The 12,976-nt window shown below is 52.5% G+C and carries 10 protein-coding genes and 1 pseudogene; 5 read left to right on the top strand and 6 right to left on the bottom strand.

Annotated features, from left to right (window positions below; genetic code table 11):
• Positions 1–293: 293 nt before the first annotated feature.
• Together HOC_RS19125 and HOC_RS19120 are read right to left on the bottom strand one after the other, a co-directional pair.
• Positions 294–509, bottom strand: a complete 216-nt coding sequence (locus HOC_RS19125; protein WP_035541569.1) for an integrase core domain-containing protein — start codon at positions 507–509, stop codon at positions 294–296.
• A gap of 86 nt (positions 510–595) precedes the next feature.
• Positions 596–1,420 carry a hypothetical protein gene (locus HOC_RS19120; RefSeq protein WP_035541561.1) on the bottom strand — a complete coding sequence of 275 codons (825 nt, stop codon included), beginning with the start codon at positions 1,418–1,420 and terminating at the stop codon, positions 596–598.
• Positions 1,421–1,531: 111 nt separating this feature from the next.
• On the opposite strand from HOC_RS19120, the pseudogene HOC_RS22740 reads away from it, so the two are divergent.
• The 4 genes and pseudogenes from HOC_RS22740 to HOC_RS21585 form a co-directional block, all read left to right on the top strand.
• Positions 1,532–1,765, top strand: a pseudogene (locus HOC_RS22740) (integrase core domain-containing protein); the annotation flags it as partial.
• A gap of 289 nt (positions 1,766–2,054) precedes the next feature.
• Positions 2,055–3,677, top strand: a complete 1,623-nt coding sequence (locus HOC_RS19115) for a DEAD/DEAH box helicase (protein ID WP_051625120.1) — start codon at positions 2,055–2,057, stop codon at positions 3,675–3,677.
• Positions 3,670–5,526: an ATP-binding protein gene (locus HOC_RS19110; RefSeq protein ID WP_051625119.1), complete on the top strand. Its 1,857-nt coding sequence runs from the start codon at positions 3,670–3,672 to the stop codon at positions 5,524–5,526. The genes HOC_RS19115 and HOC_RS19110 overlap by 8 nt, the downstream gene beginning before the upstream one ends.
• Before the next feature lie 17 nt (positions 5,527–5,543).
• Positions 5,544–6,458, top strand: coding sequence for a phospholipase D family protein (locus HOC_RS21585; RefSeq protein WP_051625118.1), 915 nt, complete (start codon positions 5,544–5,546; stop codon positions 6,456–6,458).
• An 11-nt stretch (positions 6,459–6,469) separates the two neighbouring features.
• Here the strand turns inward: HOC_RS21585 and HOC_RS19100 are convergent, their stop codons facing one another.
• Genes HOC_RS19100 through HOC_RS19090 form a run of 3 tightly spaced genes read right to left on the bottom strand, consistent with a single transcriptional unit; the run spans position 6,470 to position 11,549 of the window.
• A complete protein-coding gene (locus HOC_RS19100; RefSeq protein ID WP_035541558.1) occupies positions 6,470–7,303 on the bottom strand; it encodes a phosphoadenosine phosphosulfate reductase domain-containing protein in 834 nt (277 codons plus the stop codon).
• On the bottom strand, positions 7,300–10,614 hold the full coding sequence (locus HOC_RS19095; protein ID WP_035541555.1) for a hypothetical protein: 3,315 nt from the start codon (positions 10,612–10,614) through the stop codon (positions 7,300–7,302). The genes HOC_RS19100 and HOC_RS19095 overlap by 4 nt, the downstream gene beginning before the upstream one ends.
• On the bottom strand, positions 10,611–11,549 hold the full coding sequence (locus HOC_RS19090) for a DUF4007 family protein (protein ID WP_035541550.1): 939 nt from the start codon (positions 11,547–11,549) through the stop codon (positions 10,611–10,613). The genes HOC_RS19095 and HOC_RS19090 overlap by 4 nt, the downstream gene beginning before the upstream one ends.
• Positions 11,550–11,634: 85 nt before the next feature.
• Here HOC_RS19090 and HOC_RS19085 point away from each other — a divergent pair, with 85 nt between their 5' ends.
• Entirely contained in the window at positions 11,635–12,780 is a 1,146-nt protein-coding gene (locus HOC_RS19085; RefSeq protein ID WP_035541546.1) for a cysteine desulfurase family protein, read from the top strand.
• Here HOC_RS19085 and HOC_RS22600 read toward each other — a convergent pair.
• Positions 12,760–12,976, bottom strand: a 217-nt coding sequence (locus HOC_RS22600; protein ID WP_035541543.1) for a hypothetical protein, incomplete at its 5' end; no start/stop codon positions are given. The genes HOC_RS19085 and HOC_RS22600 overlap by 21 nt on opposite strands.

Genomic DNA, 12,976 nt, shown 5'->3' with positions numbered 1-12,976 from the left:
GTCAAGGGCGTCAACGCCGGACGCTTACCTTGTTTGATTTGATCTTGGAAATGGATTCGCACCTTTCATAGCCTACTCTCAGCTTCCGCTGAACATCGACGCACCAGTTCTCATCTTCACCCGCTCCGGTGCGTAGTTGTTTTCTAGCTTCCAGCGGTCACTCGCGTCATTGAGCTTTATTGAAATTTCGGATCGCTTTGTACCTGATGATCTGATTGTTGGCTTCAAGCACTTCGATCTGGCAAGGAATGTACTGAGCTTGTCCTGCTTTCCTGCACAGTTTTGCCGCCTTGCTAAGATAAACTCGGGCTTTTGATAAGAAATCTTTCTTCTGCATATGCCTCGTCGGGTGGGGGTGTGCCAAAAGCCGAGTGTTGCCGCTGGCTATTGTCGAAGTTCATCCACTCGTCGATGACGCGCTGAGCAGCAAAGCCCTCGTCAATATCCTGCAGATAGACCGCCTCGTTTTTGAGCGAGCGCCACAAGCGTTTGATGAAGATGCTGTCCAAGTAGCGCCCGCGTCCATCCATGCTGACGCGCAGGCGTTCATCGTTCAGTCTGTTGAACCCGCTGTGCTTGGCATAGGCGTGGTAGGTTACGCGCCACCATCCATGCTGAGCTCGCTTGCATCTGTCTCCTTATAGGCACCCACGACCCAAATGAAGCTCTGAATATCAATATTGTCCCTCGGCTGAAGATCAGCCAATTCCGTCCAGGCATGCTTTCCCAGGTCAAGTAAACTATTATAAACAGCGATATCGGCTTGCGCGGAATAGATCGTCTGAAACGGATGCCCGACGCGCGTTGCAAAATCTTTCGAAACTTCCGGCTTTAAGAATATCTCTGTCTCAGGATTCCAAAAATAGGGAAGATACGTGTAGGTCGTCCATTTGCCGACATCATGTGGCTCGGCCGCCTGCTTCATGCGCGCGAGCCCCTGAGTGCGGTCACCCCGAGTGAATTGAGCAGCCCCTTGAAGGAACTTTGCGCCTTGCTCGCCCCTGAAGAGGTCCTGAAGCCGTACCTTTTCAAACGGGGACAAGAGATTGGTTGCCCTAAATGCTCTAAGCGCCGCTTCAATATCGGCCTCGCCCAAAAGCGCCGCCTCGAGTGGGAGTTCGCTCAGGATCATCCGGCGCGCGGTATCCTTATAATCCCGCTCATGCATGTCGAATTCTTCAGATTCAAAGCCGCCGGGAAACAGTCGCTTAAATCGCGCTACCGCGCCCGACCAGCCAAAATAGTCAGGATGAGATTTCCCCGCCTCATTCATTAGCCGCGTCCAGAGACTTGCCTCGTCCTCGCCCTCAATAGGATCGCTCTTCGTCCCCTCCCGTAAAATGATCCCGCGCAACCCCTCAGCCGTCTCAACGATCCGTAGCGTTGCTTTTCCAAAAACCTCTTGCCTGATAGTTTTCATGCTCGTCCCCAGCTCGATCCTTAGCGCTTAGAATGCATCGCGGAAGCAGCCGGGAAGATCAACACTTAAAGGAACATTGGGTAGAAAAGTCTAGCATCGTGAAAGCGGTGCCAGAAGCGCGGCATTGGGCTGCTATATATCCAGCCTGGCAACGCACAGGAGAACGCCTATATCGAACACTACAATCGGACGGTTTGCCGGGAATGGCTCGGCCAGTTCATCTGTAACATAATCGAGGAGGTCAAGCATCACGCCCAGCGTTGGCTATGAACCTACAACAATGAACGCCCGAACATGGGCATTGGCGGAAACACCCCCGGCATGAAACTGAAACTTGCCGCGTGAAGTCTAGAATACAGGCCCATTAAAAATAGGATGATTTCCATGAGGCTAGTACTGGGCGTTTGCTACGAAACACAAAACCCCCTAGAATCATATTCGGACCAAATGCCAGATAATTTGTCCCGAAGCCAAATTTTGGTCGAAAAGCGCCGCGTCCTCAGCAAACTTAGTTCACAAAGGGGACCGCGATTAACCTGAGATTGAATAACATCCTCTAATCTTGGATAACTTCCCTTGCGACTCCCCGGCGAATTTGCCACGAACTCTAGAATGAAACTTGTCGGGAGAATATATGTCGGGACCGGGTCAACGTCTTGAGCAAGTTCTTGAGAACGTTGGCGTGGATAGCGTCGCGTCCTCTTTAGAGCCAAGCTTACTTATACTGCTGTCCGAAGCAGTCAGCAAAGCCAAGTTTAATTCAGCTGTGCGCTCAGCGCTCGCTGTCAAGTTACGCCAAGACCCAATTCAGATCATAACAAATTACTCCTACCGCGAAATGCTGATCGACGCTCTAACCTCAGACAAACGAGTAGAGCTAACCAAGCGATTAGGGTTGTCAGATGGACAGGACCCTCAAGATTCAACGATCTATAGCGACATTGCTAAAGCGATCACTCTCGCAGGCTTCTTCGGACTCACCCTATCAAACGAAACCGTGCGACCGAGTGCACAAGCGACATCTAATCTCAAATCGCAATACGGACTGTTTGACCACCAACGCTCTGCATCTAACCGTGTTTGGGCACAGATTGGGAGCGGTCACGGGCGGACAATCCTGCATATGCCAACAGGTGCTGGCAAGACACGAACAGCGATGCACATCGTCTGTAGATTTCTACAAACACATGAACCGACCGTGGTGGTTTGGCTCGCGTCGAGTTCGGAACTTCTTGATCAAGCGGCAGATGCAATAACTCAGGCCTGGTCTGTACTCGGAAATAGACCGATGAACATACATCGCGCTTGGGGTGATTATACCGTTGATGTCTCCTCTATCACCGACGGAGTGATCATCGGCGGATTTCAAAAACTACACTATTTAAACGAACGCAGTGGTGCAGATCTATTGCGTCTCAGTCGGAACGTTGGGCTGGTGGTGGTCGATGAAGCACACCAATCAATCGCCCCCACATTCAGTAAGCTGATTGATCGGATTACCGGCACTGGAAAATATGACGCGCTACTTGGACTAACTGCAACACCCGGACGCACATGGGAAGATATCGACGCGGATGCTGAGCTCGCGAAGTTCTACGATAATAGAAAAGTGATGCTTGAAATCGAAGGCTTTTCTGATCCCGTCGAATACTTGATGACCAATGGTTACCTGGCCAGACCAGATTTTCGAAGGCTTCACTATACAATTTCAGACGAAGACATTCCGGATCTTCTGAAGCTCAAACCTATCTTGGGTGATTATGATGCTGCGACACTTTCTAAGCTCGCGATGAGTTCAGCTCGAAATCGAATTATCTTGGACGAAATAGATAGCCTGATTGCAGAAGGTCACACTCGGATTATCTTGTTCGCTTCTACGGTTGATCATGCAAAAGACATATCAGCCGTTTTGAGCGTTAAAGAAGTTGCCTCTGAAGTCGTCACGGGTGAAACGCCATCAGCACTCCGCAGTCGTGCAATTAGCCGGTTTCGGTCGGATGACTCCCGTCCAATTGTGATGTGTAATTATGGAGTCCTGACTACCGGATTCGACGCACCAAAAACGAGCGCCGCAATAATTGCACGCCCAACACGATCCTTGGTTCTTTTTAGCCAAATGGTTGGCCGGGCGACGCGTGGCGTGCGCGCGGGTGGGAATGAAACGTGCGTTGTAAGTACAGTTGTAGATGTAGAGTTGCCGGGTTTCCGTGATGTAGCCGAAGCTTTTATGAATTGGGAGGATGTGTACGATGCCTGACACCAAACCAGCGACACAGGCGGATCTATTTGATGGCCGCGTCATACCATCGAACCTTGCCGTTACAGCCATGCGAGATTCTGGATATAAGAACACCGCTTATGCCATCGCCGAGTTAATAGACAATGCCCAACAAGCTGGGGCCGATAAGATCGAAGTTCTCTGCCTCCAGAAGAAAGAAACCATTCGTGAACGCGCAGTCTCTAGGCTAACTCGAATAGCGGTGTTGGATAATGGCGCAGGCATGGATACCAACACGCTTAGAAAGGCACTCCAGTTCGGAAACGGCTCAAGACTGCAGGATAGAACGGGAATTGGGCGATTTGGAATGGGATTACCCAACGCTTCTATATCTCAAGCGAGCCGAGTGGAAGTTTGGACTTGGCAGAATGGTCCCGACAACGCCATCTATACGTTTCTTTCAGTTCCCGAAATGGAATCTGGCACAATGGATATGGTGCCTGTTCCGGTCCACAAGCCCCTTCCAAAAGAATGGCGCACATTATCGCAATCGATAGGCAACTCCGGGACAATCGTCGTTTGGTCAGACCTAGACTTCAATCGCCTGACCTGGAAGAAAGGAAAGTCGACACTCGAAAACACCGGTCGTCTCGCAGGAAGAATTTATCGAAAATTCCTCGCTGCAAAAACAATCACCATCCGTCTATTTTGTGCCGATGAGGATGAAGGGATTCTGCTAAACAAAAATGCAGATCTCGATGACCCAATGTATCTGACCCCTTCTTCCATCGCACCTAAACCCTTTGATTCTGAACCAATGTTTGAATTTCTTTGGGAAGATACCGAGGAAATCGAATATGGCGGCAGCAGCTACGAAGTCTCTGTAAGGTATTCAGTTGCCGGCTCTCGGACAATTGAACTGGCTGAGGGCAAGAATAGAGGTGACATGCCCTACGGTCGGCACGCAGCTGGAAATGTTGGTGTGTCTGTTTTGAGGGCCGGTCGCGAGCTCATGCTCGATACGGGCTGGTGCATTGGCTATGATACGCGAGAGAGGTGGTGGGGGTGCGAGGTAGAATTTCCTCCCCATCTTGATGAAGTATTTGGCGTTACAAACAACAAGCAGCACGCCGTACACTTTGCAGAACTTGCTTCAATCGATTGGCAACAACTCGCTGAGGAAGGAGAAGCCTTTCAAGACGTGGTTGATCGCCTCAAGGAAGAAGGTGACCCACGAGGCTGGCTATTGACGCTCAGCAACAGTCTAAGACGGAATTTGAGCCAAATCAGGGATCAAATCAAAGAACAAGGCGCGAAGACTCGGTCTTCAAGAAAATCGCGACATGGTGGCGTCACTGACACCGCTACCGAAATCGCCAATAGCGGCTGGAAAGACAGGGAAGAAGAAGTCAGAACCGAAGATACAAACGATGTCCCAAATGACAGCGACCTCACCGAACTCGAAAATGACCTTCAAACAGAAAATAACTATTCCGCAGAAGATGCGGCAGAACTTGTAAAGCTAATAAAAGATAGAAACTTGAAAGTCATTTTTGTCGAAGCACGTTTTCAGGATCCCTACAGTCTATTCGATGTCCAAAGAAAAGCCGGAGGAATAACAGAAGTCATCTTCAATCAGCGCCACCCCGCTTTTGATAGTATTTTTGGCACGATCAATACCGTGGATGAGGATATGGATAATCTTTCGTCTACGGACCTTCTTGAGAGACTAACCAAAGCGATAAACGCATCTAAGATTATATTTGCCGCTTGGGCCCGATATGAACGCGAAGCCAATGTTGAACGTGCAAAAGCACTCGAAAAAGTTCGCTTTGATTGGGGCAAACTTTCGGCCCATTTCTTGGAACCGGATTCCGATGAACTTTAAACTAGGTTTGAGGATTCATGATGATTACTGATGGCGAAAAGCTAAAGAGACTACTTTCTGCTTCTGCATCCGAAGTTATCCTCTGCGCTCCGTTCATAAAAAAGAGCGTCATTGACGTCTTACTCGCAATTGTGCCCGAGGGCGTTTCTATCAAAATATACACACGCTGGAACGCATGGGACGTAGCCGCAGGTGTGACAGACCTAGATGTATTCGATGCCTGCAAAGAACGCTTAGGTACCGAACTCCTATTAGTCGATAATCTGCATGCAAAGGCGTATGTATCCGATCAAAGCGTTTTGATCGGATCTGCAAATCTCACAAACACAGCATTAGGATGGGCGAAAGCGCCAAATCTCGAGATACTCATCGAGACTGACATTGCCGAGCATAATGTCGCGCAATTATTAAACTCATTGGAACGTAGCGCACGACGGGCGACGCGAAATGAGCGTGACCGTATTGCGGATCAAGCATCTAGATTGGCCGTCGAAACTGGCCCTGAGGCAGCCACGTTCGCCGGAGAACTTTCAACAGTATTTGGGGCGTGGTTTCCGAAATGTGCCGTACCGGAGCATCTCTACTCCGTTTATCGCGCTATCCCCTCGTCAGCTCTCACTGATGGGGCGCTCGACGATGCAAAGCGCGATCTAAAAGATCTTAGCCTACCTTCAAATCTGGGTGAGCACGGCTTTCTTCAAGCAACAAAATCAGCAACCATGCAGATGACAATGTTCCAAGAGGTCATAGAACGCGCCTCTTCACAATTGACCGACCGGATGGGCATGGACCTGGTAAGGCGCCTTTGCCCTGGATGTGACGAGCGTGATGCAATTATCGTTTGGGCAACCGTTCGAAACTGGGTTCAACACTTCTTCAATGATGAATTCGAAGTCGCCCCTTCTGATCATGTCATCCGGATTAGGTCGTAAGGGTAAAAGCTTTATTTGTGACAGGTTAAGCACGCTTTGGCAGCTGATCCATAGATGTCGTCATCATCTAACTGGACATCTGGTCTGAGAGGATTGGCCTGAAGTTTTGCTTTAGCGCGAGCGACCCGGCGTTCGTGATCGTCCCGGATTTGTTGCTGACGCTTTGGACACTCCAAGCTGGTCAGTGGCTCACCTTGGCTCCAGGTAAATGGTGAGCCGTGTTCAAGCGCGGACTTTTCGTAGCTCTTTGCTTCTTCAAAGGCTTCCGGATGCCGCTCTCGCAACCTCACCCATTCGATCTTCTGCTGGAAGAAACAAAACGTGCAGCCGCTGCGTGTGCGCCAGTCGTAATAGGCCGGTAAACCAAGCCCCGATCCATCCAGAATCTCGATAACTCCAGCCTTGTCGATACCAGAATCCTTAAAAGGCAAGCGGATCAAAAGCTTGTCCTTGTTCGATTGATAGCCCTCTCGGTATTCCTCGTCGCTCCGAATGGCGACATAGCTGATGACCGTCTCGCCGGCCTCCAAGTACTTTCGTACCCAATCTTCAAACGGACGCAGCTTCAATTGCCGGGTACACCAGCGCGACTGAGCCGACGGCAGGTAATTCTTGTAACTCTTCAGCCAATAGTCGAAATCACGATCCGGATTGAGGCGACGAATTGGCTTCCCAAGATAGCCCTCTAAACGGGTCAAATAATCATACACTTCTGGCAATTCCTTGCCGGTGTCCGTGAAGAAGTATTCAACGTCAATCTCAGGATGGCGCTGACGCATAAAGACAGCAAGAGCTGCGCTGTCGCGCCCACCCGATAAGCCAAGAACGTGGCGTGTAATTGTCATGCGCGTACCCTCAATTTCTCTTGGTCTTCGTCATCGAGATATCTCGATGTGACCTCAACGAGCGCGGCAAGAATAACCTCTCGCCGTTTATGATCGGACTGGCTGAGTGCGAGATCAACGGCAGTCGCCAGTGCTGTAATGTCCTTGCGGTCCGAATCTGAGACTTCAAATTCACTGAACAACGGAAGCGGCGCGCCACCATGTCCAACCATGACAGCCATGGCTTGGCGTCCGTCTTTCCGGCCTCTAACACGCGCCATCGTCTCAAGTCTGAGGAACGCGCCTGCGAGTTCGGCCATTCCGACCCGCGCTCGCTCCCTGTTGGAATCGTTCCAGTCACGAGGCAACTTTTCGGCCGCAATGCTAGCAAGCCCTTCCATATCTTCCTGCGTGCCGTGAAATTGCGCGAGCCGGCCGATAAACGCATCAAGGCGCAAATCACCGCCGATTTGGCGGATATTGTCAGCGCGGCTGCGAAGGTCTGCAATCGCTTCTTGCGTATCGGCTCGGACATCGAGTTCGTTCAACATTAGAGCTTTAAGCTCAGCCAATGTGTTTGGATAAGCCGCGCGCATTTCAGCAAGCGCATCACGCACGACTCGCGCGATGAGCTTGGCATCAAACGTTCCGTCCTTCTTGGGCTGAACGAGTGCAGGTAGATCATCGAACAACAGTTTGTTCGGATCACTCGCCCGCTTCAAAATTTCTCGCACCTGAAGCGTTGTCGGCGACAAGGCTTGCGTCTTACTCGTCCACGGAACCAAATCATCAAACTGCCCGACAATCGCCCGCGCCACACTCAAAGGCTCGTCGCTCGTCTCAAGCTTCAATAGTTCGCCCAAATTGCGCAAGATCGCACCCGTCACGCCCTCCATCTCCACTTGGCGAAGGCCAATGTCAGATGGGTTTCGAGCAAGAAATTCAACGCAGAGATCATTGAAACGGCTCTGGAATACACCTTCTCCGTAAACAGCCACGCGGTCCTTACGGGACATGGCGTAAGCGATAATGAAGACGGGTCCTAAACCCTGCTTCAAACCAATCGGCCGGGCCTCCCAGGCATCAATCAGATCTTGAGCTGAGACCATACCCGAGGTCTTGGACGCCAGAAGCGCATCTGCGCATAGCCAAAGGTGATCGAGATTGTCGCCGCCTTCAGCCGGCTCAGCGAAATACGCTGTAGAGTCCACCGATACGTGCAGACCCGTCTCCTTCAATAGCGATACATAAAGCCCACGTTCGGCCGGATAATTCTTACCCCCAAAGCCTAGATCCTCGTCTCCATCACGCAACACCATCCGCTTCATAAGCTTCGTTCGTGCACTTACGGCATTAGATGACGGGGCTGTACAGTTCAGAAGTTCATTTTGCAGTCTCGGAGAGTAAGGGAATGTCTCGTCAGCAATCTTAGACAATAACTCGCTGAGTGCGCGTTTCGACAATTGTGTACTCTCAGCAGCTGCGACATGCCATTCTGAACTCTCGAAGAGTGACTGGATCTCATCCTCGATTCGGCGGCGTAAATCAGCTGAACGTGCATCGATCTCGCGGCGCGCGACCGTGTCCCCGCGCAGTTCAGGATGACGGCTTCCCAAACTGAGCAGCGCGGCAAGTTCCCGCGCATAGTCAACCAGCCGAGCTCCCGTGGCGCTATAACCGATGAGAAGTGTATTTTCTGAATCTCGTTCAAGAGCCTCGGAAATGAGCTTCTCCGCTTTCTTGGGTGTTTCACCCTGTGTCGGGATCGCCAAAATGATCTGCCCGATAATATCGGCCTTGGATGTGATAGCCTTGGCGCTTGCCAAATCACTAACCGCCTCAATCGCAATATTAAACCAGCGCATCGCGCCCGTTTCCCGGTGATGCCGTTTGGCTAGCAAGGGCTGCAAATCAGCGAGCGATTGAATAAGCGAGACGTCCGGCTGACCGAGCGCGGAAAGCGCCTCGTCGACTTTCCCATCGACGTCAAAATCGGACCCGGAATACAGCACGTAGGCATTTGCATGTTTGCGGAATACGATCTCAGATGCTCGTTCCAACGACCGAAGCGCACCATCAATGGCCTTATCGTTGATATCAGGAAGTGCGAGCTTCAGTGTGGAACGCGCGCTGATCAACCCTGACCGATCTTTGAGAAGGTCGATCATGCCAATTGTCTTCAACACCCGAAGCTCATGCTCGCTGCCGCCACGCGCCGCGCATCGCTCTATCGCATCCGCCGCCACAGCCCAGCGCCGACTATCGGGAGAAGCAAGAACAGCGCTTTCTAGGTTCGCGCGCACATAATCCCACAGTCGAGAAACAGGATAGAGCTCCCCGCTTTTGCTTTCAGCGAGTGCATCCTGCAACCCGTGCTGTTCCGATGATGCAAGGAATGAGAAGACACTGCGCTGGTTCTGTCCAAATCGGCGACGGGACAAGGGACCGATAAGACATGCCGCTAAAGGGTGGAGTGGCGCGCACCGCGCCAGACTTGTCGCTAGACGTTTGGCTTCCGCGTCTGTGCGGCTCGGGCGAAGCTCGCGCGCGCACTCATCAGCAAGCGCCTTCAGCGCTTGAGGCGCTCGCATTGATCCAATGGCTTCGGCGATCAGGTCAATCGTTTCATCGAGTGAAACAGTGATCGAAATATCGACGAACCGGCCTTGTATCTTAGCCCAGGAATCTCGCGCTTCGCGGCCAAGGCGCTCAGCATACTCTTCGAAAGACTGATGGAGAATGCCGATGAACAGAAAACGGCCATCGCTGCGCGAAGCGAGCTCTGCGATATCTTGAAGAATATGAATATCGCCCTCCCCACTAGCTGCCGCCTCGAGGCCGCGGCCCAACTCGTCTATGATCAGGACTAGGCCGCGTTCAGCTGTCCGGCTTTGCAGCTCCTTCAGTACCGCTTGCGACAATGACGATTTGCCAATTTGAATATCAAGCGCCTCGGCAAGCTGCTCGGTCAGCGACCGTTTCTCCGTGATGATGGGCAAAACATCCCAACGGGCAGGAAAATAAGGTAGCGCAGATTTGAGCGCGCTCACCGTGGGCTCTCCGAAAATATCAATCGCTTGGTCACGAACCGCCTTCTTGGCGCCGGCTAAACAGGCAAAAGCAAGCGCAAGACTTGATTTGCCACCCCCATATGGGCCTGTCCAAGTAAAGGCGCCTTGGCCCGTCTCGGAGACGTGTTGCGCCATAAATGTAAGTGCGCTCGCAAATGATCGCGGACAATGAAACCCGTCGATCGCTGTTGTGGTCGCATAATCCGCATCAATGCGCACAGACCTACGAAACCGAGGACGAACTTCGACCGACACACTCATGCTGCCACCTGTGACTTTGCCGGATGCATGTCGGCCCGAATTATTTCAATAAGATCTTGTTGCTCAAGAGATTTATGACGCACGATTTGACGAAGACCTGCCGTTTCTGACCAGGCTATCGCCCCCTGACTTGATCGCTCGATCCCCTCTAAACGCTCCACAAGTGCGCTCTCATCGAGCGAGAAAACCCGCCCCGGTGACCCGCCATGAAAAGCGACAGATTCGTAAGACAGCGTGCTCCGGTCAGCAGCATTCCGGTCCCAGAATTCCCACAACGCATACAAGAAAACACAGTCAGGAAGGCTCGGCTTTTGACCGCGCGGAATACTATAGCGCGATTGACCCAAAGGCCGTATCAGGCCGAGTTCAGCAAGAATTGAATCGCCCGCTTCGCTTTCACCGCGCCCACCAACATAAGTTCGCAGCAAGCATTGAATATCCCGGTCAACGGTCGTGTCCGCCACACGCTGCCACCCGGCCTCTTCAGACAGCGTGAGCAGCGGCCGCACAATATCCTTCCGGGTGAATATGCCGCCCGCATATTCATTGAAGAGCCAATAAAACGCCGTCAGCCGGGGCCGGCTTGCAAGATGCCAATGTAAAAGCCAAAGCGACCCGTCCTCCTCGAGATAGGGATCTATGCCCTCCTTCCCGAACAGAAGTTCGCCAAGCCAATCGACTGCCAAACCGTCCTCGGTCTCCGACGAAAGGATGCCCGCACCGCTTGCCCAATACCGCAGCGACCCAACCATGTTCCGGCCGACGCCGAATCGGGCGATTGATGTCGCATCGCGAAAGACGTGAACAGCGTCTGAGCCTCTCTCGGCTCCATCGACGGCCTCAAAGGCCTTTTGGAGCCACCCGTAGCGCAGAGGGAAGGTCTCGTGCCCCGAGAATGTTGGCCTATAGTCTGTGCCTAAGAGCGGATTGATCATAAATGGGGCTCCTGGGGAAATCATCCAGTTTCAAATTATGGATCTTCATAGTACTGGAAGGGGTGTCCAGTAAAGCGGAGATCCGATGCGCGTCGGCGAAACAATCTATCTCGACTATCAAGCCTCCACGCCGGTTGACCCGCGCGTACGGGCCAAAATGCTTGCGGCCGAAGAGACCTTGTTCGCAAATCCCCACGCCGCCGATCATGCGCTCGGGTGGCGGGCGGCGGCTGCGATCAGCGAATCGGCACAAGAAATTGCCGGTCTCATCGGCATGGACGCTGACGATCTTTTGTTCACATCCGGCGCAAGCGAAGCAAATGCGATGGTGATTCGCGCAGCGCAGCGCATCGCGAACGAAACAGGCAAAACAGAGCTCATCATTGGCGCCGGAGATCACAGCTCCATTCTAAATGAAGCCGCAGTATCAGGCTTGGAAATTCGTTACGTCCCGCTCGGGCGCGATGGCTCTCCTGATCTAGATGCTCTCTCGCATCTCATCAGCACACGAACTGCCTTGGTATCGCTCGTGGGCGTTAATAATGAGAATGGGGCCATAACAGACCTCGAGAGCGTCAACACACTCTGCGAACCGGCAGGCATACCCTGGCACGCCGACCTCTCTCAGGCGCCTTTGGCAATGGATCTCGACCTCTTCGCGCTCGGCATCTCCTTCGCAACCCTATCCTCACACAAGGTCTACGGGCCAAAGGGCGTAGGGGCGCTAATCATGGCACCGCAAGCATCTCGCTGGATTGAACCACTCATCCAAGGCGGCCTCCAACAAGGCGGCCGCCGGGGCGGCACGTTACCTACAGAACTATGCATAGGATTCGGAGAAGCCTGTAGCATCCTTCGCAATGAAGGCGCAGCTGAACGCGCTCGGGTTGCGGTGCTGCGTGACAGGTTTGTCTCGAAGATTGAAGCCAAAGGGATTGGCCACTTGGTCGGCAAGACCGCACGGCGCCATCCCGGAAATGCGCTCATTCATTTTGCAGGTATCGAAGCAGCTGATCTACTTGGCCGAATGCAGCCGGAAATTGCCGCCTCATCTCAATCTGCTTGTGCGTCCGGCAGCGTCGAACCTTCGCGCGTGGTACAAGCGATGGGATTGTCACGCGCGACAGCGTCTGAATGCGTACGTTTCAGCTTCGGCCGCTTCTCGGATATAGTACAGATCGACGAAACGATTGAACATCTCTTGGCAATATTAAGAGAGGTGCGCAACTAATGTTCGTGTTCTTATCGTGAGACCATCGGATTCAATCGCGACTTTGACCAAATCCTGCAATTTGCCGCGATCCTGACCGATGATGATTTGGGTGAACTCGACCGGTTCGAGATCCCGTACCGGTGCCTCCCCCCCACCTTCCAATTCCGCTCGCAATCGGATAAGCCTCCTCCCCGGGTGGGCCGGCACAGCGATA

The sequence above is a fragment of the Hyphomonas oceanitis SCH89 genome (assembly GCF_000685295.1).
Taxonomy (GTDB): domain Bacteria; phylum Pseudomonadota; class Alphaproteobacteria; order Caulobacterales; family Hyphomonadaceae; genus Hyphomonas; species Hyphomonas oceanitis.
Note: the sequence above shows the minus strand (reverse complement) of the source record. Positions and strands in the feature narration are given on the sequence as shown.